Source organism: Microcystis sp. M079S1 (assembly GCF_020246425.1).
Classification (GTDB): domain Bacteria; phylum Cyanobacteriota; class Cyanobacteriia; order Cyanobacteriales; family Microcystaceae; genus Microcystis; species Microcystis aeruginosa.
On record NZ_JADBSZ010000268.1, the window covers coordinates 1 to 21,525 of the forward strand.

At 45.8% G+C, this 21,525-nt stretch carries 18 protein-coding genes; 8 read left to right on the forward strand and 10 right to left on the reverse strand.

Annotated elements, in window-relative coordinates; translation table 11 throughout:
• Window positions 1-542: 542 nt before the first annotated feature.
• From IM456_RS17455 to IM456_RS17470, 4 genes are all read right to left on the reverse strand, one after another.
• Window positions 543-1,451: a LysM peptidoglycan-binding domain-containing M23 family metallopeptidase gene (locus IM456_RS17455; RefSeq protein WP_149985794.1), complete on the reverse strand. Its 909-nt coding sequence runs from the start codon at window positions 1,449-1,451 to the stop codon at window positions 543-545.
• A 19-nt stretch (window positions 1,452-1,470) separates the two neighbouring features.
• A complete protein-coding gene (locus IM456_RS17460) occupies window positions 1,471-2,769 on the reverse strand; it encodes a homoserine dehydrogenase (RefSeq protein ID WP_149985784.1) in 1,299 nt (432 codons plus the stop codon).
• 141 nt (window positions 2,770-2,910) lie between these two features.
• Window positions 2,911-4,266 carry a (Fe-S)-binding protein gene (locus IM456_RS17465; protein WP_149985783.1) on the reverse strand — a complete coding sequence of 452 codons (1,356 nt, stop codon included), beginning with the start codon at window positions 4,264-4,266 and terminating at the stop codon, window positions 2,911-2,913.
• Window positions 4,267-4,275: 9 nt separating this feature from the next.
• The gene (locus IM456_RS17470; protein WP_287693896.1) at window positions 4,276-5,562 is read right to left on the reverse strand and encodes an FAD-binding oxidoreductase; all 1,287 of its coding nucleotides are present in this window, start codon (window positions 5,560-5,562) and stop codon (window positions 4,276-4,278) included.
• A 256-nt stretch (window positions 5,563-5,818) separates the two neighbouring features.
• Between IM456_RS17470 and IM456_RS17475 the strand changes: the two genes are divergently transcribed.
• On the forward strand, window positions 5,819-7,006 hold the full coding sequence (locus IM456_RS17475) for an aspartate aminotransferase (RefSeq protein ID WP_149985781.1): 1,188 nt from the start codon (window positions 5,819-5,821) through the stop codon (window positions 7,004-7,006).
• 297 nt (window positions 7,007-7,303) lie between these two features.
• A complete protein-coding gene (radC, locus tag IM456_RS17480) occupies window positions 7,304-8,035 on the forward strand; it encodes a RadC family protein (protein ID WP_052276465.1) in 732 nt (243 codons plus the stop codon).
• Window positions 8,036-8,118: 83 nt separating this feature from the next.
• On the opposite strand, the gene IM456_RS17485 is transcribed toward radC, so the two are convergent.
• Window positions 8,119-8,409, reverse strand: a complete 291-nt coding sequence (locus tag IM456_RS17485) for a DUF4164 family protein (protein ID WP_002761044.1) — start codon at window positions 8,407-8,409, stop codon at window positions 8,119-8,121.
• A gap of 503 nt (window positions 8,410-8,912) precedes the next feature.
• Here IM456_RS17485 and purM point away from each other — a divergent pair.
• Window positions 8,913-9,938: a phosphoribosylformylglycinamidine cyclo-ligase gene (purM, locus tag IM456_RS17490; protein ID WP_287693918.1), complete on the forward strand. Its 1,026-nt coding sequence runs from the start codon at window positions 8,913-8,915 to the stop codon at window positions 9,936-9,938.
• A 29-nt stretch (window positions 9,939-9,967) separates the two neighbouring features.
• Here the strand turns inward: purM and cofH are convergent, their stop codons facing one another.
• Window positions 9,968-11,104, reverse strand: a complete 1,137-nt coding sequence (gene cofH, locus IM456_RS17495; protein WP_287693904.1) for a 7,8-didemethyl-8-hydroxy-5-deazariboflavin synthase subunit CofH — start codon at window positions 11,102-11,104, stop codon at window positions 9,968-9,970.
• A 137-nt stretch (window positions 11,105-11,241) separates the two neighbouring features.
• Window positions 11,242-11,928, reverse strand: a complete 687-nt coding sequence (gene psb29, locus IM456_RS17500; RefSeq protein ID WP_170915588.1) for a photosystem II biogenesis protein Psp29 — start codon at window positions 11,926-11,928, stop codon at window positions 11,242-11,244.
• 239 nt (window positions 11,929-12,167) lie between these two features.
• Between psb29 and smpB the strand changes: the two genes are divergently transcribed.
• Both smpB and IM456_RS17510 read left to right on the forward strand, forming a co-directional pair.
• Window positions 12,168-12,632 (forward strand): SsrA-binding protein SmpB, encoded by a 465-nt coding sequence (gene smpB, locus IM456_RS17505; protein ID WP_004162719.1) that lies wholly within the window; start codon window positions 12,168-12,170, stop codon window positions 12,630-12,632.
• Between the two features lie 118 nt (window positions 12,633-12,750).
• Window positions 12,751-13,299 carry a DUF2808 domain-containing protein gene (locus IM456_RS17510; RefSeq protein ID WP_149985779.1) on the forward strand — a complete coding sequence of 183 codons (549 nt, stop codon included), beginning with the start codon at window positions 12,751-12,753 and terminating at the stop codon, window positions 13,297-13,299.
• Window positions 13,300-13,448: 149 nt separating this feature from the next.
• On the opposite strand, the gene IM456_RS17515 is transcribed toward IM456_RS17510, so the two are convergent.
• From IM456_RS17515 to IM456_RS17525, 3 genes are all read right to left on the reverse strand, one after another.
• Complete coding sequence (locus IM456_RS17515; protein ID WP_149985778.1) at window positions 13,449-13,766, reverse strand: KGG domain-containing protein; 318 nt, start codon at window positions 13,764-13,766, stop codon at window positions 13,449-13,451.
• Between the two features lie 508 nt (window positions 13,767-14,274).
• Entirely contained in the window at window positions 14,275-16,521 is a 2,247-nt protein-coding gene (locus IM456_RS17520; protein ID WP_287693911.1) for an IMS domain-containing protein, read from the reverse strand.
• A 47-nt stretch (window positions 16,522-16,568) separates the two neighbouring features.
• Entirely contained in the window at window positions 16,569-17,774 is a 1,206-nt protein-coding gene (locus IM456_RS17525) for an RNA-guided endonuclease InsQ/TnpB family protein (RefSeq protein WP_012267064.1), read from the reverse strand.
• A gap of 315 nt (window positions 17,775-18,089) precedes the next feature.
• Here IM456_RS17525 and pdhA point away from each other — a divergent pair, with 315 nt between their 5' ends.
• The 3 genes from pdhA to IM456_RS17540 all read left to right on the forward strand — a co-directional run bounded on the left by pdhA (window position 18,090) and on the right by IM456_RS17540 (window position 21,315).
• Window positions 18,090-19,124, forward strand: coding sequence for a pyruvate dehydrogenase (acetyl-transferring) E1 component subunit alpha (gene pdhA, locus IM456_RS17530; RefSeq protein WP_012267065.1), 1,035 nt, complete (start codon window positions 18,090-18,092; stop codon window positions 19,122-19,124).
• 356 nt (window positions 19,125-19,480) lie between these two features.
• Window positions 19,481-20,263, forward strand: coding sequence for a hypothetical protein (locus tag IM456_RS17535; RefSeq protein WP_287660041.1), 783 nt, complete (start codon window positions 19,481-19,483; stop codon window positions 20,261-20,263).
• Between the two features lie 113 nt (window positions 20,264-20,376).
• Entirely contained in the window at window positions 20,377-21,315 is a 939-nt protein-coding gene (locus IM456_RS17540) for a glycosyltransferase family 2 protein (RefSeq protein WP_287693916.1), read from the forward strand.
• Window positions 21,316-21,525 lie beyond the last annotated feature (210 nt).

The following is a 21,525-nucleotide window of genomic DNA, read 5'->3' on the forward strand; positions in this document are numbered from 1 at the left end:
AAAGTACCGGATATGGGAGTGATCAGGGGGAAAATTCCGGGACTTTTTCCCTGAAAATTAGGTAGTTGACCACCTGAAAATCGGTAAAACCCTACACCCCACACCCCACACCCCACACCCTGCCCCCAAGAAAAACTTTTTGCCGCAAACCCTATTTAGGGTTTGCGGCAAAAAGTTTGTTGGTGGGGATAGGAGTCAGTAGCCGGTCGTCAGTAGCCGGTCGTCGGGAGTTTCAGGCTTTGTTGCCCTCTCTTTTTTGTACCAGTTTATGTACTAAAAGAAGGATAATGCCAGGTTTTTGATGGTCCCAATCCTATTTTCGCAGCATGAACATCGGATTTTAACAGGTCAAAAGCCTTATTTCAAAAGGGTTTTACCATTATTCAGCAAGCCCTAAATAAATCAATAAGTAGTCAGACATAAATTCTGTTGTCTATCTTAAGAAATGTAAATTGCCGCAATTCCTACTGACTCCTGACTCCTGACTCCTTACCCCACAGTTAACTTTACTTTTGTCCAACTACTTAATCCCACTTAACCGTTTACTTTTGACTTGATTGCGGGCCGATTTGGGGCAAATGCAAAGCCGGATCCTGCGCTGTCCAACCGACGGGAGTATCTAAGCGCACCTCAAAATGAAGATGGGGGGGAATAATATCCGGTTGTCCCGTGGTGCCAACCGTACCGATAACGTCTCCTGCTCGTACCCGTTGGTCAATTCTAACTGTAACCCTGCTTAAATGGGCATAACGGGTCTGCCGGCGACCTAAATGATTAATTACTACCAAATTACCATAGGCCCCTTCCTGACCCACATAAATCACTAGACCATCCTCGGCGGCTAGAACTGGTGTACCAACATCTGCGAGAAGATCAACACCACTATGAAAGAGATTTTTCGGTTCCGTGGGGCTTTTTTGCCAACCGTAGGCTAATCCGACAGTACTGGCAAAGGGTAAGGGATAAGAACTTAATCCAGTATAATCCGATCGCTTGCTGGCGGCGGACCAATTGGTGCCGGGGATAAAAACTATTGTCGGCCGGCGACCACAACCGTTAAGCTCAAAGAGTATATCGGCACGAATACCATAGGCCGCTTCTAAATCGCGCCAAGTGGAACCCTTGGGTGCTTCGATGCGAATGCCGTTCATCGGGGGAATGAAGATTTCTTTCCCCACCGGGGCCAAACCATTTTTGAGAATAGTCGGATTGAGTTTAATTATCGTTGCCGGGATGAGAGCGTATTTTTCGGCGATGGAGGCGATCGTTTCTCCCGTTTGGATTTTATGGCGTTGTAACCTTGATAAAATCGGCAGGGGACAAACATTATCAGACCCTTGGGCAAAAATTAATTTTTGATTTAAGGTCAAAAAACCTAGACAAAAAAACCAAATTGTGCTAATGAAACTTAGCCAAATTTTCTCACTTCTGATTCTCCGACCCATGACCATAAAAAAAGCGATTTCTTGACTACAAAACCCGGAGAATACTAGGAATACTGTCAATAGCTTCTAAAGACTCTATTGCTGCCAAAGCGTTGCGGAAATTGCCCTCGCGCACATCGTGGGTGACAACGACAATTTCGGCTAAATCACCCCTAATACCAATTTGTACCACGGATTCTAGGCTAACCCCATGGTCGCCGAAAGCCATACCTAAATGACCGATTACCCCCGGCACATCGCGACAGAGAAAACGAGCATAAAAACGGGTTGATAAATCCTCCATCGGGGCAATTTGACAATAATGCTGGTGAATACAGCTTAAAAGCGGGTCAAGTTCCTTGGTTTTGCCACTACTTTTTAAAATTCCGACGATATTCATCACATCCGATACTACCGCGCTGGCCGTCGGTCCGCTACCGGCACCGGGTCCATAAAACATCACTTGCCCCAAGGGTTCCCCCTCGACGAGAATAGCGTTATAGACTCCGTTAGCATTAGCGAGGGGATGGGTTTTCGGTACTAGGGTTGGATGAACCCGCAACTCTAGGGTATCGGAATCCTCCTTAACCGTATCTTTCGCGATCGCTAATAATTTAATCACAAATCCCAGTCTATCAGCGTAGGCGATATCGACGGCGCTAACTTGCCGGATACCTTCACAGTAAACATCTTCCCGTTTTACCCGACCTCCAAAACCCAGAGAAGCTAAAATGGCGATTTTATCGGCCGCGTCGAATCCATCCACGTCCGCAGTGGGATCCGCTTCTGCATAGCCTAATTCCTGAGCTTTGGCCAGCACTTCGCTAAAATCTGCCCCTTTTTGGCTCATTTCCGTGAGAATATAGTTAGTTGTGCCGTTGACAATTCCCATGATGCTGCTGATGCGATTAGCGCCGAGGGATTGTTTCAAGGGTTTAATGACGGGAATTCCACCACCCACGGCCGCTTCTAGGAGGACATAAACCCCCTTTTCGTTAGCTTTGGCGTAGATTTCATCACCAAAACGGGCAATAACCGCCTTATTTGCCGTAACAACGTGCTTTCCCGATGCGATTGCTTGGAGAATTAAAGAGCGCGCCGGTTCCAAACCCCCCAATAATTCGACAATAATATCAATTTCGGGGTCAGTAACGATCGATTCTAGGTCAGTGGTCAAAAGATGGGGAGAAAGCTCGATTTCTCTCGGTTTATCTAGGTATCTAACTCCCACTCGTCCAATGGTAATCTCTTTGAGTACGGGATGACGACCAAAAGGATCGAGGAGGATTTTCGCTGTTCCCGTCCCCACAACCCCGAAACCGAGTAAACCAATCTTAAAGGTCACGCTTTTATCTCCTGCTAGTCCGACGCAAAAAATACTAATGGCCAAGCCGTCGCCATTGTCGATTCTATCATTACAGGGTCTTTGACAGTGGGGTTTTCTTTTGCTTCCCTGACACCACTAACACAACTCAAATGGTGGGAGTTAGCCAATTTTCAGCCCGCGAATCGCATAATCTAATAATTCCATGGGATGAATAACGGGTGTATCTTTTCCCTGTAATTGTAGATGTTTTTTAATTTGTAGGGAACAACCCGGATTAGGAGAAGCAATCACCGCAGCCCCAGTATTTAATAAATTGCCTACTTTCTGCCGACCTAATTGATCGGCAGTATCTGGCTGTAGCATATTATAAACTCCGGCACTACCACAACACAAAGCCGCATCGATAGGTTCTTTTAAGTTAATATTGGGGATTTTTTGCAATAATTGCCGTGGCTGCACGGAGATTTTTTGTCCGTGTAAAAGATGACAGGCATCTTGATAAACTAGGGTTAATTCTGTCTCGGTAATCGGGGATAAATCGGCAGTTAACCCCACTGCGGCTAAAAATTCTTGGGCATCGCGGACTTTAGCCACAAACTCCTTAGCCTTATCTTTATATTCAGGATCGTCGGCTAAAATATGATGATATTCCTTGAGAGTATGACCACAACCCGCCGCATTGATAATAATATAATCAACCTCGGTTGCTGCGAAACTATCGATCATTTGTCTGGCTAAACTTTGTGCTTGTTTTTCCTGTCCTTGGTGTGCGGGTAAAGCGGCACAACAACCCTGGGTTTTTGGGATAACCACTTCACAACCATTGGCAGTTAAAACCCGCACTGTTGCTTCATTTACCGGCGAGAAAAAGAGGCGCTGCACACAACCTAAAACTACTCCCACTCGATAGCGTTTTTCAGTTTGGGAGGGAATAACATCGGCATAGTTTTTAAACAAAGAGGACAGGGTAATTTTGGGTAAAATTGATTCCATCGCCGCTAGACGGGGAAAGAGCATTTTTAAGATACCCGATTTCCTGACTAGGGTTTGTAATCCCAGGGTTTGATATAACCAGAGGAAGGGTAAAAATAATTTGAGACGGACGGGATAGGGAAAGAGATTAAAAATGAGAAAACGAATAATTTTATCTTTAAAACTGCGGGGTTGATTGCGTTCCACCTGCGGACGGACTGCGGCGATTAATTGATCGTATTGTACTCCCGATGGACAGGTACTAACACAGGCTAAACAACCTAAACAAGTATCAAAATGTTGGCTAGTGGTTTCGTCTAAAACCGCTTCCCCTTTATTGATGGCATTCATCAGATAAATTCTGCCCCGGGGGGAGTCCATTTCTTTGCCAATGACTCGATAACTGGGACAGGTAGATAGACAAAAACCACAGTGAACACAACTATCGATTAATTCTTGGGCAGGGGGATTCTTGGGGTCAAATCCTTGATTTTTTTGGTCGATTAATTCTTGAAAGTTAACGTAATTCTCGGAGGTTTGCATGATTTTTAATTAGATTTTGTTAAGAAAGCGTTCAGGACTAAAAATACCGTGAGGATCGAATTTAGTTTTTAGGGTTTTCATCATGGTAATCGCATTACCTGTATAACCCCAAGGTTCAATTTTTTCTTTTAGCGATGGCGGCGCAGTTAACACCGTTAAATAACCCTGATGGGCGCTGCATAAAGAGCGAATTTTGTCAAGATTTTCCTCCGATTTTAAGATAACTTTACCCACCCCGCTACTAATATTAATCGAGGCTAGTCCGTTAATTTGGTCGATAACTAGAGCTAAATTACTAGGTAATAATCCTATTTTGCCGAAAAAATTGCCCTCTTGGTCATAATTATCCATTGTTTTTCGGTATCTTTGCCATAGAGAAACTTCTTCCTCATCCCGATAATAATTAGTCTGACAATCTAACTGTTGCCCTAAATAACTCACCTGTTGCGATTGTTCGCTAATACTTTCGGGAATGCTTTGAAAACGCAGCAGTAAAGCGACTTTTTCCCCTAATCCTAATGCTTGCGTCATCCCTGGGTTTAAACATTCAGCCACTGTGGGAGTTAAGGCCGATTGCCGAATAACTTGACTTAATTTACTAATATTTTCGCTATTTCCTCTAATTATCAGGGTTTCTGAGTTAGCAGTTTGGGGATACAGTCGCAGGGTAATCTGATCGATAATCCCTAAAGTGCCGTAGGAACCCGTAAATAGCTTCATCATGTCGTATCCCGCCACATTCTTGACCACACGCCCTCCAGCTTTAGCAATGTCGCCATCGTGACGGATAAAGGAGAATCCTAGGATCAGATCCCGGACTCCACCGTATCTTTGCCGCCATGTTCCCGCATCGGCTGTGGCCATAATACCGCCAATCGTGGCATTATCGGCGTAACTGGGATCAAGAGGAAGAAATTGACCGCTAGGAGCCAAAAAAGCCTGTAAATCCGCTAGTTTAAGCCCAGCTTCCACGGTTATAGTTAAATCTCCCCTCGCATGGTCAATAATGCGGTTGAGATTTTGGGTACTAACTAAAATATCGGGCGACTCGACTAACCCACCCCAATCTAATTTACTGCCTTGACCGTAGGCCAGTAAAGACAGACGATTTTCGTTGCTAAAACGCACCAGAGAGGATAAAGCGGTTGTATTAGCGGGATAAACTATAATTTCAGGACTTTTGCCCCTAATTGCCCTTGATAATCTTTCTTGTTCCTCTTTTGGCACTTGTTGCCAGGTAATAACCGTCGTGTCGGGGGGTAAAATAGAAGTTATCTGAACAGCGATCGCAGTCATATTTTACAAAAGAATTGAGGAGTGAGGAGTCAGGACTTACCGGCCGATAATGGCGAAGAATGGGGGTAATGCCGGGGCTAATCAGTAATTTTCAGCCTCTATTAATCAGATTACCTTAGTTTGACTCTCCATCTCCGGTGTCGGGCAATTCCAGCCATACTAAGGCACAAAGAAGTCAGCTTAATAACTGACTGCTAAATTAGCCATACACTCGTGTCATAATGTTAGATTACCTCGATCAGTAAGCCAAGAAGTAATGAGTGTAGATTGGACGAATAGCCGCGCCAAGCGATTAAGTGCCTTACCCCCCTACGTTTTCGCCCGCTTGGATGAATTAAAAGCCTTAGCCCGCAAAGAAGGACTAGATTTAATCGATTTAGGTATGGGCAACCCGGACGGTGCTGCCCCGCGTCCAGTTATCGAAGCGGCCATTCAAGCTTTTGAAACCCCCCAATTTCACGGTTATCCACCCTTTGAAGGAACCGCCAGTTTCCGAGAAGCGATCGCTAAATGGTATTATCGCTCTTATGGTGTGGAACTCAATCCCGATAACGAAGCTTTACCCCTACTAGGTTCCAAAGAGGGCCTATCCCACCTGGCTTTGGCTTATGTTAACCCCGGCGATGTGGTCTTGGTTCCCAGTCCCGCCTATCCCGCCCATTTTCGCGGTCCCTTGATTGCTGGGGCGACGCTATACCCGATCATTTTAAAAGCGGAACAGGATTGGCTGATAGATATCGATTCTATCCCCGAAGATGTGGCTAAACGGGCGAAAATCCTCTATTTTAACTATCCCAGTAACCCCACGTCCGCCGTTGCCCCTCGGGAATTTTTTGAAAAAATCGTTGCTTGGGCCCGGCACTATGAGATTATGCTCGTCCATGATCTCTGTTATGCTGAATTAAGTTTTGATGGTTATCAGCCCACCAGTTTATTAGAAATTCCGGGGGCAAAAGAGATTAGTGTAGAATTTCATACCCTCTCGAAAACCTATAATATGGCCGGGTGGCGCGTCGGTTTTGTCGTGGGCAATTCCGATATTATTCAAGGGTTACGCACCCTGAAAACCAATCTCGATTATGGTATCTTTTCCGTCATCCAAAAGGCGGCCGAAACCGCCCTACAACTGCCCGATGAGTACGTCAAACAAGTACAGGAAAGATACCGGCAGCGACGAGATTTTTTAATCAAAGGTTTGGGGCAATTAGGTTGGGATATTCCCCCCTCTAAGGCGACAATGTATCTCTGGGTTCCCTGTAGCGTCGGCATGACTTCCACGGATTTTGCCCTTACTGTTTTGCAAAAAACTGGTGTCGTTGTCACTCCGGGCAATGCTTTTGGAGAGGGAGGGGAAGGTTATGTGCGCGTCAGTTTAATCGCCGATATCCCGCGATTAGGGGAAGCTTTACAGCGCCTCGAAGATGCGGGAATTCGCTATCATTAGAGTTCCTGCAAAAATCAAAAATTTTCCGTTGGGCGAGGAGATAGGAGACAGGAGACACGAGACGGTCGATAGGAGGAGAAAAAAGACAAGAGACAACTACCCTATCCATAAAGCCTAAGATTACGTCAAATTTATCTGAGTTTTTAGATATTTTGACCCGACAGTGCCTCGATAACTTACTTTTACAGAAGGTCTGGTAAGGAGAGTTTTTCCCCTTGATTTATCGGCCAAATCCCTCTAGGCACTGGCTAAAATTGCGATTATGATGGAATTTTATCGCGGTAGCTTGCCACTTCCATGACCTACAGCTTAAGAATTGCCGATATTCCTGTCAGTGAAAGACCAAGGGAACGTTTAATCAGTGTCGGGGCAAAAAACCTCAGTAACGCCGAATTATTAGCGATTTTACTGGCTACAGGTCAAGGTAAGGGGAAACTCTCGGCAGTGGGTTTAGGACAGCATATTCTCAACGAATTGAGTAAATATCGCCGGGAGCCTTTGGACGTTTTGAGGGATATTCAGCCCCAAGAATTAACCGCTATTCATGGCATTGGACCGGCTAAGGCCACTACTATTCTAGCGGCGATCGAATTGGGAAAACGAGCTTTTCAACGACGACCGACGGAAAAAATGGTCATCGATAGTCCCGATACCGCTGCCGCTATTCTTGGACACGAACTAATGTATCAGTCTCAGGAACGTTTCGCAGTTATTTTACTCGATGTCAAAAATCAGTTAATCGCACTAAAAGTGATTACTATCGGCACAGCCACGGAAACCCTGGTACATCCGCGAGAAATCTTTCGAGAAGTGGTTAAACAATCAGCTACTAAGTTAATTATCGCCCATAATCACCCCACTGGGTCACTTGTGCCTAGTCAAGACGATATTTTACTCACAGAACAATTATTACAGGGAGCTACCTATCTAGCCATTCCTCTCCTAGATCATTTGATCCTCGGTAATGGCAACTTCCAAAGTCTTCGCCAAATCACGGATCTTTGGGAAAAATATCCCCAAGAAGATTGACAGAAAAGACATTCGATCAAGTAGTTTAATTTTTTAGCCGTTTCAATTGGGCGTTAATTTCTTCAAACATTATGCGATCGCTGTCAAGGATTGGGGAGAAAACCAAAAATTTTGGCCGCTCCTCCTAAAATGGCAACAACCAAAGCTATCAGAATCCCCCGATTGGTAAACTCCTGATAAGCGACTCTTGCAGTTAACCCTTTAATTTCTGCGGTTAGTCGCTCATCTAAAGCTTTAATGTCCCCTCTTAATTCTGATTGTCCTATCTCTAGCTTGTTTAAACGCTCGTTGACATCTCTTTGTAAAAAGTCGATTTTCCCCTCAATCCTTGTCAAGACAGCCTCAAGGGAATAAGTGACCGTTTCGTTAGACATTTTGCTAAACTCCTAATTAATTAGGGCTTGCTGAATAAATGTGAAATGTAGGCAAGGTAAGAGTTTTGTGGCTTTTCTTGCGAAACAGGTGCAAGATTTTGAGATAATCGTGCTTCAAAACCTGGCATCTTGAGCGGCGATTGCGTCCTGTAGGGGCGAAGCATTCGGGTAATAACCTATCGGTGAAACCGTAGATTTTCTATCCGAATGCTTCGCCCGTACTTTTTCAGCAAACCCTAATTAAGCAATCTCAATTAATTGTTAGATAGTGGCGCAGGCTTCTGGTTCTTTGTATTTTATCTTTAATTGTAACCAGCTACTTAGTCGATGAGTCGATCATAGGTGCTGCGTTACGACGGATTCTCACCTTCGAGTCAAAGCAGCAATTTTGGCCGTCTCGCGCACCCTTTCCTCCCCACTTCCCAATTCATAATTCATAATTCATAATTCCCATGGGACCGAAATCTGGGTAAAATTTGAGAGATACAATCGGTCAATTGGGCATGGATTATAAAGAAGCGGGCGTGGATGTGGAAGCGGGACGCGCTTTTGTCGAGAAAATTCGCCAAAATGTGGAAAGTACCTTCCGTCCTGAAGTTATCGGCGGTTTAGGCGGTTTTGGCGGCTATTTTCAGTTACCTTCCGGTTATCGGCAACCGGTGTTAGTATCGGGAACTGATGGTGTGGGAACCAAGCTGAAAATTGCCCATAGTCTCAATTGCCATGATACGGTGGGAATTGACCTCGTGGCCATGTGCGTCAACGATGTCTTAACCTCCGGGGCTGAACCTTTATTTTTCTTGGATTATCTCGCCACCGGTAAACTGGAAGCGTCACAGTTAGCAGCGGTGGTGTCGGGAATCGCTAGGGCCTGTCGTGATAGTGGTTGTACTCTTTTGGGAGGGGAAACGGCGGAGATGCCGGGGTTTTATTCGGCCGGAGAGTACGATTTAGCGGGTTTTTGCGTCGGTATTGTCGAAAAAAGTCAATTACTCGACGGCAGTAAGGTGCAAATCGGCGATGTGGCTATCGGTTTAGCCAGTAGTGGGGTTCACAGTAACGGTTTTAGTCTTGTTCGTAAGATTATCGACACCCAGGGCTTAAATTGGCAAGATTGCCCCGAAATTTTGGCCGGCTCTAGCTTAGGTGAAGTTTTGTTAACTCCCACTAGACTTTATGTCAAACCTGTGCTAGAACTGCTGCGCTCTGGGTTAGATATTCACGCCATGGCCCACATTACTGGGGGTGGCATCCCGGAAAATTTGCCCCGCTGCTTAGGTAAAGGGCATTCCGTGCAGATTTACCGAGAAAGTTGGCCAGTTTTGCCAATTTTTCACTGGTTAGCCCAGATGGGTTCGGTTAATTCCGAAGCCATGTTTAATACTTTTAATATGGGTATCGGTTTTGTGATCATTGTCCCATCAGATCTGGCTCGATCGACTATTAATCAACTACAATCCTCTGGGATTAATGCCTACCAAATCGGGGAAGTGATTGCCGGTAAGGGGGAGATTGTTGGGCTTGATTAAGCTGAAAAAACTCTTTCAGCAAACCCTAGTTAATAGATTGTATCCCGTTGACGGGCGGGGCGATCGAGGGATTTAATCGCCGTTGCTAATTCCTCGACGGTCAAACAAGTACCGCCCAGGGCCCCGGCCATAGTGGTAATATGTTCTTCCATGAGAGTGCCACCGAGATCGTTGCAACCCCATTTTAAGGCCTCTGTCGCCCCCTGTAAGCCCAATTTTACCCAACTGGGTTGATGATTTTTAATGCTATTGCCCAAATAAATCCGCGCCACTGCCGTTAACTTTAATGTATCGGCTAAAATTGGTTGATCTCGTCCGACTCGATTTCTCAGGGGTTTGGGGGCTGATTGTCCCACAAAAGGCAATAAAATAAATTCGGTGATTTTAGCCCGATAATTATTTTCTAGGGCGATTTCTTGCTGTTTTCTAATTTTTTCAAGGTGCTGCACCTGTTGGCTAGGGGTTTCAATATGACCGCAGAGCATGGTACTGGTGGTATATAACCCCAAGCGATGGGCAGTACCGACTATTTCTAACCAAGTGGCGGCATCGATTTTTTCTGGACAAATTACCCGTCTTACCTCATCCACCAACACCTCGGCAGCCGTCCCCGGCAGAGAATTGACTCCTGCTTCTTGCAGGGAAGCGATAACTTTTTCGTAACTTAAACCATCTTCCCTAGCAATAAATTGGACTTCTTGGGGCGAAAAAGCGTGTAAATGCAGGTCAGGAAAGGCTTGTTTCAGGTTTTTAACAATTTCGAGGTAATAGTCTAAGGAATTGCCCTTAATCTTGGCTTTTGGGTTTAATCCTCCCTGCATACAAATTTCCGTCGCCCCACGACGGACGGCATCCGCCGCTTTAGCGATAATTTCCTCTAAATTAAGCCAGAAGGCCCCTTCTTCATTTTCATCGCGTCTGAATGCACAAAAACTGCAATGCTGCTCACAAATGTTACTAAAATTAATGTTGCGATTGATAACGTAGGTGACGGTATCTCCCGCCTGTTGACGACGTAAAAAGTCGGCCGTTTCCCGAATCTGGGCAATTAAACGGTTATCGGTAGTTTCTAGCAAGATAATCGCTTCTTTCGCCGATAAATTCGCCCCTGACCGCGCTTTTGCCAAAATATCGGTTACGGGTGCGGTGATGGAGGAGTTAGTCACGGGAGATAAATATTAAGGGTTGCCGATCCTAATTGTAGAACGAGGTCAGAAGGAACAGTAAAGAAAGAGAGCCGATTTAATCCTTTTTCTGTTCCCTATTCCCTTGTCTGCACGCGGTAATTTCCGGTTGAGAGCCTTTATTGCGGGGTGGTTTGTTTTTCCTGTTCTTTTTGTTGACGTTTTTTCTTTTCTGCTTCTAGGGCATCTTCGATAACCTTGAGCAGCTGATCCATTTTATCAAGATTACCGCGATAAACATCGAGGTCTTTTTGCAGTTTCTCGCTGGAGAGATGGAGAATTTCTGAGAACTTTTGCAAAATTTGTTCGCGTTTTTCTTTTTCCTTGATCATGTCCGGTTGTGCTTCCGCCAAAATAGTATAGAGACCGATGGCAAACAGGCGACTATACTTAAACTTAGGCGCGTTGATAACCGAAACTAAACTATCAGACAACTGATTGTTACCACCCAGAGCAGGGTTTTGCAGTTGGGAAAGCAAGGAATCAATATTAGTTTCTTTGGCAATAGCGATCATATTTTCGGCATCACGACGATAGACTTCGGGATTACCGTTAACCGCTTGGCACAAAGCATTAAAAATATTCGGTTTATCCTCCCCCGGACGATAGCCTTCCATGAACTTCTCGAAAGAAGTAACCACACCAAGGGCATAAATTGGATCATAATGGAAATCTACATTAACGGAGAGCAGGTGCATCTCGACTAATAATTCCTCAACCACGCGCCGATACACCGAATTGATGGGGCGGGTGTGGCGAGTATAAAAATCACGCTTACTATCGGAAACAGTACGAATTTTGTCCACAGAACCAAACTTCATAAAAATTTAACACTGCTCTCATTTTCTCCCTTCTCGTTCCCCCTGACAAGGCCAGTGATCACCAAAGAGCGGCCAGCAGTCAGTCCAGAGAGAGCAAAAGAGCGAGTAAGATAGGGCAATGGGGAATGGGGAATGGGGAAATGGGGAATTTCAACTAAAACCCCAACACCCTAAAACCCCAACACCCTAACACCCAAAAGCTTTTTCACTTTTCACTTGACTATATGGCCAATCAAGACGACAAAATCAAAATTATCAGTGATAACCGGCAAGCACGCCATCTCTACGAGATTTTAGAGACTTTTGAAGCGGGGGTGCAGTTACTGGGGACCGAGGTTAAATCTGTGCGTGCCGGTAAGGTAAACCTGCGGGATGGTTACGTTTTAGTCCGCAATGGTGAAGCGGTGTTAATTAATGTTCATATTTCCCCCTACGAACAGAGTAGCGAATATTTTAATCACGATCCGCGCCGGACGAGAAAATTGTTGATGCACAAAAAGGAAATCAGCAAACTCATCGGTCAAGTGGAACAGAAAGGCTTAACTCTTGTGCCTTTGAAGATGTATTTTAAAGGTAGTTGGGTAAAAATCAGCATTGGCCTCGGTAGAGGCAAGAAATTACACGATAAACGCGAAGATTTGAAACGTCGTCAGGATCAACGGGATATGGCACGAGCGATGAAGCGTTAACCAAGACACTTATCGGACTGGCAAAGGTCTAGGTAAGAAACGATCGAGTTTTGTTAGAGTTGAACTGTATTCGGCCCCTTGCGGCCATCACCGTCCCCCTCACCTTGGGTTAAAATTTATGTTAAAACTCTTGACAAAAATAATTAAATATGCTAGGACACCCGCTTTGATTGCTCTATCCTTAGGGGTGGGTGCGGGAATTATTTTACCAAAAATAACTTTAGCCAATGGCAACCCTGGCCTAACAATTTTTAGTGGAGTCGATCGCAAGGATATCTTAGATTATTTCTTGCAATTTGGTGGTCGTCCCCGGCAAATGGATCGTTATAAACTATATATTCCCCCGAAAAAACTCTCCCAAGGGGCTGCGGCTTTTTTTATTTCCTATCCCGATTATTTTAACGGCCAGTTTGACACTAATAAAATCGAGGTACGCACCAACGGCAAATCTTTACCTTTAAAGGAAGTGGTTTGGGATAAGGATAGTCGCATTATTCAAATTGTCCCCCAACAACCGATCGATCCGACCAGCAAAGTTGAAATCGTCATGTCTAATGTCAGAAATCCCGAATTAGGCACTTATTACTTTACCTGTGATGTGATTGCCTCTGGCAATATTCCCGTCCGTCTCTACGTTGGGACTTGGATTGTCAGTATCGAACCTTAAGTATTTATTGGGGGAATGGGGGAATGGGGGAATGGGGGAATGGGGGAATTCAACTAAAACCCTAAAACCCCCCGCAACGCGCACGCAGTGACCACCCCAAAACCCTAAAACCCCAACACCCTCTTAGTCCGAGAAAAGGTCAACCAAAGTCAACTATTTGCTTCCGAGTTGCTAAAATCCGAGAAATTTTCAACTATAGACTCGTTGGCTGGGGAATTTTCGCCGGAGTTTGAGTTTTTGCCACTGCCTTTGTGGGAATTTTTGCCCCCTTCCCGTCCGATAGCGGCCATGTGGGCGCGATCTCGGCTAACCGCTTCACCCCCTTTTCGTCCCGCTTCGCGAGCCTCTTCGGAGGTAAATTCGTGGGCTGTACCTTTTTGATGAGCAGCTTTACCACCTTTACTAGCGATTTCCCGTTGTTTAGCTTGATCCATAGAGGCAAAACCGCGTTTACTCTTACCTGTCATAATATCCCTCCTGTGTGAATGCTGATTTTAAAAGTTCTTAAAGACTTATGCGAGATTTTTAAAACATCAAAATCATGGTCTTGTCGGTGGGCAAAACATTGAGATTGCCCCGCTTTCCTCCTCTAAGAACTATGGATTCCTACCTAGGATCATAACTCATTAGCTTGACTTCTAGGGAACTAATTACAGCAATCAAAGAGCCTATTTTATGTTAAAAAATATTAAGCGAATCGAGCATTTATCAGTCTAAAGATATAGAAGTTATCTTAATGGTGAGGTACAAAGTTTGCCTTTGCAGGAGTCGGTCTTCAGTTATCAGTTATCAGTTATCAGCTTTTTTCTCCCTGCTCCCTTCTCCCCACTTCCCCACTTCCCCACTTCCCCACTTCCCCACTTCCCCACTGATTACTGGTTACTGTTCACCGATCACTGAAAAGGCTGCCATGCAGCCTTTTTTGGGTGTGCGGGCAGCCTAAAGCCTAGTTTTTGGGGATTTAATCGGAAAAAATTAGGGTAAGACTTGGGTTTTTTCGATCAACCATTTATCTCCTTGCCGTACCAAATCATAGCGCAGGTTCAAGGACTCATTATAGGAACGATTGACAATTTCCTTGCCATTATGGAAATACATGGCCTTTTCGTTTACTATCGCTTCCACCGTCGCTAAATTAGGATTTTTCGCATTATTAGTAACCGATCGCACATCCACTTGATGATCGTAGCGCCAATAGTTATTTCCCTGTAAGGCCGCCGCTCGTTTTTGCCAAATTTCCAAGGCTGAACCCGTTAAAACCTCTTTCAATTGCTCTTTTTGGTGTTCACTGCCAAAAGCCGCCGATTTTGCTCCTAACCAAGCTTGAATCGTCTCCTTGGCTGTTTCCTTGCCCAAGGGAATCCCTTCCATCACTTCCGCGTTAGCCGAGGGAATTTCTAGTATGGGAGTATTTAAAGAAATCGGTAACTGTTCCCCTTGCAAGGCTGCCAAAGGAGATTGACTATCGACAATTGCCTTTACCCCCAGAGCCAAGACCGCGAGCGTTCCCACTAATCCTACCCCTAATATCGCCACTCGATCGAGTCGCAGTTTCCTGCGGGCCGGTCGTCTCCGTTTCGGTGCGACTACGGCAGTTTTTACCGTTTCTAGGGCTGCCGGCCGGGAGTCGCCCGCTGCTTGGGGACGGGGGCGACTAGGACGACGACGGGGGGGATTAAGTGCCGGTTGACGATGGGCTGCTGTCACCACCACACTGCCCTGAGTATAGGGGGTGAGAGTTTCCTCCTGAGCGGTGGCTCTCAGAGCGGGTACAGCAGTGCTTGTCCGCTCACCGTTAACTCTAGCTAAAGACGGTTTTTGGGGACGAGAGTGGGAAGAAGAATAAGCAGATTCCCTCATCGGTGTCGCTCCTGGCACTGGGTTTAAATGGGTGGGGGGGGTGTGGGTTTTGAGAACATTTACTTCCGATTCTAAAGGTTCGCCAACCTTTTCTCGAACCGACCAGGCAACTTTTTCGTCAGGAAACCCTGACAATTCTTCTAAATAATTTTGTACGTCTTCCTCGGCAAAATACTCTTTGAGTGAGGCTTTCTGCTCGACTAAATCACTAAAATGGCAGAAAACTTCTGTTTGTAACCAACGCTCACCGTAGCGACATAACCCAGGTAAAAGATCGGGAGATTGCCCGGATTGTTCCTTAATATAATTTAATATTTCTTGCTCTTGACTTTTTTCTAAAATTGTGCTTGCCTGTTCCGTCTGGCCGAGCAGGAGGGCGCAGATCGAGCGATCGAGGGAGACATCCTGATGTTTTTGTAATTGCTGCAGGCGCTCGCTGGCTGCGACGATAGCGGCGGGTTGTTTTTGGGCGAAACCGCGGGCGATCAAGGCATAGACCAGCAGATAATTACCCACCGCCGAGGGGCGTTCTGCCTCTTTTGCCCAGATTTTCTCCTGTTCGGCCTGAGTTAAATAAACCCGTAACTGTTGAATAAAGCGTAAAAAATTATCCACCCCCAACCCAGAGCGATCGTCGCCCTGGCCATCGATGCCGCCGCGAGCCGCCAACATCTCCTCCAAGAGATTTAATCCGCGCTGACGGGCAAGACTAGGTTTTTTTTCTTGGGATAACAATTCCAGAATCCGGTAGGGACGCAGGCGATCGCAATCATGGCGAATCTCGCTGGCCACTTGCGGGAACATTTGTTCTTGTTCCAACCAAGTCAGGGCTTTGGCCGCGGTGCTGGCCGCCTGTTCATAATTTTTATCCTGCCAATATTCCCGACTTAATTCCCCATAGGCCAAAGCCAAGGTTAAGATCATGTCTGGGCGAGTAGTTGGCTCTAAATCTAGATAAGTTTCGGCCAAACGAATCACTAACTCGTATTCTCCCAACTCTTGCAGGATGAGCAAAGCTCCCACCAGATCGGCGGGGGCAATGGTAATCTGGGGAGTGGGATATTCCGGCGAAGCCGCGGCCACCTCCCCACCGTGAGAATCGAGGTTTTCGGCACTGCTTTCTGGGTTGAGAAGCAAGGGATTGGGTCCGAAAAATTGGGCATCGTAATCACGACGGCGATCCGCAGCACTTAACACTTGGTAAGCTTCATCTAACAAGTGCTGACGGGCAATGATCGCTGTTTGACTGTATTCTTGACGCGGCAATTGCCGTCCCCGATCGGCGTGGGCCAAATCAATCTGCTCGGCACTCACCTGAAAGGGGATTCCCAATATCCTGTAGTAGTCGAGAGGAATTCGCACGGTTAGCTGTACCTCAACTCTGGAGAGTCCTTAGTAATCTACTCCCGTTAAAGCGTCAGCTTAACGGGAGCTTTCTGTAACCCTAAACTTATCGGGCAAGCCAATAAATTCGGCTCTCTGGGCTGGATTACACTCAGCCCCAAAAGTCTAATCATCTTGCTACCGTTCGCGTCTGCGTCACCAATCCAACCACAAGTCTTATTACTACACTTAAACGATTTTCCGCTTCTAATTCCGATATGTAGGCAACAATGACAGGTTTGAGAGGTATATCGTGGATTAACCGCGATAACCTCAACTCCTTCTTTAATGCCTTTGTATTCGAGAAATTGTCGAAGTTGATAGAAAGCCCAAGAGTTAGACCGTCTTCTCTCGGTCTTATTTCGTGGTTGTTGGTTGGTTCTCTCTCGAATACCGGTTAGGTCTTCAATAGCGATAATCGAGTTGGTTGATTTTGCCTCGGCAACGATAGCTTTACTGATTACATGATTTAAGTGCGCTTGGTATCTTCTCTCCCGCCCCGATAGCCGTTTCAATATCTCCCGACACCTACGCCTGGTGGATCTAGTGCCTTGAGACGCTTTCCTTTGCAGAGAAGCTCGAACGCGACTGTATTTATCCCTCGTTTCCTTGATTCCATCCCCCGACCACGATTGATCGGTTGATGTTACCGCGATGTCACGACGGCCGAAATCGACCCCGATAATGTTATCCGCGTTGATAGGTTTCGGCGGTTCCGATTTTAGTTGGATGTGGACATACCAACCGCCGTCACGATGTAGGCAGATTTGAGCGGAGGTCGGATTTTGCCAGGTAAGTTTCCCCCGATGGTAATTGCTCGCTCTCAGGGGAATGGTTAACCGTTTCCCCGTGGTGCTAACAGTAATCGCCCAATCTTTCTCGACGAAACGGAAGGTTCGAGCGTCACAGTCGAAACTTGTTGGAGCAAAGTTCTTGACCTTCTTCCCTTGAAGTTTTGCTGTCAAACGATTAGCCGCCACCCGACCGCAAGCTCTGACAACGTGGTTAGCCGTCAATCCGAACCGATCCTTAACGTCCTGATAACAGACGGCTTGAATCGAGTTCCGGTTAGTCAGCCGGGGATTGACGTTCTCGTTAATCCAGCTACAAGCCGACGCAAAAGCCGTACAGGTATCGGACAGCGCTTGTTGTTGTTCGCTACATACTTGAAGCTTGATCACTAGCGTCAGGACTTGTTCCACGGCCTCAAAAAACTCACCAACAGGAAGCATAACATATTTAGAGTCGATGCGCTACGCGCGTTTTATACTGGTCGGCATTCCTCCGCCGCCAACCCGTAGGGTGTAACGGGGGCATCCTGCCGACATCTAAGGTGAATTAAATGATGTAAGTGAGAGCGGAGCGAGTAAAATAACAAGATACCATCTTATCCTAGCCAATCTCTGACTGACTAAGGTTAGATTTGAGAGAGAAAATACCAAGAACCCCTTGGTTTAAGCCTAAAAAATTCACTGCCAGAATTCTCGAAAAATCTACCGCTTCCTCTCCCCTTGCCTTTTTGTTGTCTAAATGATACTACAGACCCTATGATTTCCGAACGTACTTTACCAACCTTTAATCCTGCTTCCATCATTATTACCAAAGCTGAAGGTCTTCGCCTATACGAGGATATGGTTTTGGGGCGGATGTTTGAAGATAAATGTGCCGAAATGTATTATCGAGGCAAAATGTTCGGTTTTGTCCACCTCTACAACGGTCAAGAAGCGATATCTAGCGGTATTATTAAAGCCTTGCGTCAGGGAGAAGATTACGTTTCTAGTACCTATCGCGATCACGTCCACGCCCTCAGTGCCGGAGTTCCCGCTCAAGAGGTAATGGCGGAGTTATTCGGCAAAGCTACCGGCTGTAGTAAAGGACGGGGCGGCTCCATGCATATGTTTTCCGCCGAACATAAGCTTTTAGGGGGTTACGCTTTTGTGGCCGAGGGGATTCCCGTCGCAACCGGGGCGGCTTTTCAAAGTAAGTACCGTCGCGAAGCCATGGGTGATGCCAGTGCCGATCAGGTAACGGTCTGTTTCTTCGGGGATGGGGCGAGTAATAATGGCCAGTTTTTTGAGTGTCTGAATATGGCCGCTCTCTGGAAGTTGCCGATTATCTATGTGGTGGAAAATAATAAGTGGGCGATCGGTATGGCCCATGATCGAGCCACTTCTCAACCGGAAATCTATAAAAAAGCCAGTGTTTTTAGTATGGTCGGTGTGGAAGTGGACGGTATGGATGTGGTCGCCGTTCATGCCGCCGCCAGAGAAGCCGTGGCTCGGGCCCGCGCTGGTGAGGGACCGACTTTAATTGAGGCCTTAACCTATCGTTTCCGGGGTCACTCTCTGGCAGATCCCGACGAGTTACGCAGTGCTGACGAGAAACAATTCTGGGGCGAAAGAGATCCGATCACTCGCTTTGCCGCCTATCTCTACGAGCGAGATCTGGCCACGAGAGAGGAATTAAAAGAAATCGAGCAGAAAATTCAAGCTGAAATCGAGGAAGCGGTTAAATTTGCCGAATCTAGCCCCGAACCCGATCCTAGTGAACTAACTCGCTTTATTTTCGCCGAAGACGAGTAATTTCAGTGATCGGTGATCAGTGATCAGCTGCTGAAGGCAAGGGGCAACAGGTAAGAGGCAAGGGACAAGAGGCTCTAAAAAAGAATTTGGCAATTCTCCTACCTAAAAAGAAGGTTAGAAACTAAGTACATCCAAGCTTTTAGCTTAACCAATTAGGTTTTAGATTCGGTCGAATTTCTTCTTGACTAATCACTGTTTACTGGTTACTGATCACTGATTACGGGACTGTCAACTAAGGTATTCTATGAGGGGGAGCAGAAAAATCCCGCCTCGAAGCTGGTTGTTGTTGAAAAAATCCGTAAAAAATAGTTGCGCTCTTGTATAATCCGCTAAAATCCAGAGAAATAGCTTTTGCCATGGCGACTACAGAAGCATTGAACCCCAGTCAGTTCTCACTCTTAACCAACCTCACCGCTGATCGTTCAAGTTCACCCAACCCACAACAAGAAATGGACAAAGTTATCATTCTCGTTAATGCCGAAGCTCAAGCCAGTGGTCAGATGTCTCGGCTATCGCCCGTTACCGAAAAGATGGTGATTGCCTTAAAAAATGCGGTTCCTAAATCCTTGGCGGTGGAGGTGACGGGGACGGCTTCTTTGTGGTCAAAAATGGAGTCGGGTAAAACCAGCCAAAATAATTTAATCTGGTGTCCCTTAACAATTCAATTACCCAATTGGGTGAATTTTCCTGGTAAAAAAGTTTATCAAGCTTGTCGGGATATCGAGGAAAGACGCACTTGGGTTGCCCATACCCTGCACTATAAAACCAGTCAGGGAGATTCTTCTTTTGGGGATCTTTGGTTGCCGATCACGGTGACATCTAAGGGTTTAGAATACGGTGAGGTAATCGGAGAAGGCATGATCCCCAACGCCTACAGTCAACCGATTAGTCTGGAAAGAGAGAGTCTTAAGTCTTTACATCGGCTGGCAGCGCAATTACTGGATAATTTACAGGCTCCTGCTTCCGTTTATTTGCTACAGTTTCGTCTGGCTCATCGAGAAGTGGTTTTTGATCGTCTCTGGCCTTTTCCTGCCGCACCTGCGATCGCTTCCCTGCGCGGTCAACAGACCGATCTCTATGCAGCCTACTGGAATTGTTTACGTCGGCAAGCAATGCTCGATCATTCGTTGGCAATTTAAAAGCACTGTCTAGCAGTAATCTATTAAGTTGACAAAAGGGATACTTTAGCAGAATATTTAGAGCGTAGCGGCCGCCATAAAAACACGGCTTTTGTCCGTTCGACTTCTCGAAAATGCCGAAATACTCGCTAATTATCCCGATTTATAACGAGGAAGAAACCATTCCAGAACTCTATCGCCGTGTCAGTGACGTCATGGATAGTTTAGATGATTCTGTGGAACTGATTCTGATTAATGATGGCAGTCGCGACCGCTCCTTAAATTTAATCCGGCAACTACAGGAAAGAGATGCTAGGGTCTGTTACATTAGCTTTGCTCGTAACTTTGGCCATCAAGCAGCAGTAACGGCAGGACTCAATTTTGCTAGGGGTCAAGTTATTGTTGTCCTCGATGCCGACTTGCAGGATCCACCGGAATTGATTCCCAAAATGATTGAGTCTTGGCAAGCAGGTTATCATGTGGTTTACGCCCAGAGAACAAAACGGAAAAAAGAAAGTTGGTTTAAACGCCTAACTGCCTACGTTTTCTATAGATTGCTGCGACGATTAGCTGACGTGGATATCCCTGCGGACACGGGGGATTTTTGTCTGATGGATCGTCAGGTGGTGGAAGTATTAAATTCTATGCCAGAACGGAATCGTTATATTCGCGGTTTGCGAGCTTGGATTGGTTTCCGACAAACTGCTGTTAAATTTGAGCGGGATCCCCGGTTTGCCGGGGAAGTCAAGTACACTTTTAAAAAATCCCTCGCTTTAGGGATTAATAGCTTGGTGTCTTTTTCTAAGATTCCCCTGCGTCTTTCCACTTATTTAGGCTTATTTTCTGCTTTAATTGCTCTGTTTATGGCTTTACTGATTCTCTACTGGCGCTTACAGCAACCTGACTCTCCCGTTACTGGTTTAGCTACTATCTTGATCGCTGTGTTTTTCTTGGGTTCGGTACAATTGATCAGTATTGGCATATTAGGGGAATACATCGGGCGAATTTACGAAGAAGTTAAAGGAAGACCAGCTTATACGATCGCTGAGATCGCTGGGTTGGAAATCAATTAAACTTTTAAAACAACTATCAATTAATTCTTGTTGATTGATGACCTACGGACAAATAAACTTATGATGGATCCCACATTCCGCACCCTAAGCTGTCACAGAGAGAAATTACGGAGAGAAAAAATCAAAGTGAGCATAAAAATAAACATAAGGAGCGAAAAAAGGCATTTGAGAAACAGTAAAGCACCAAAAATGGCATCAAAACCTATTCTC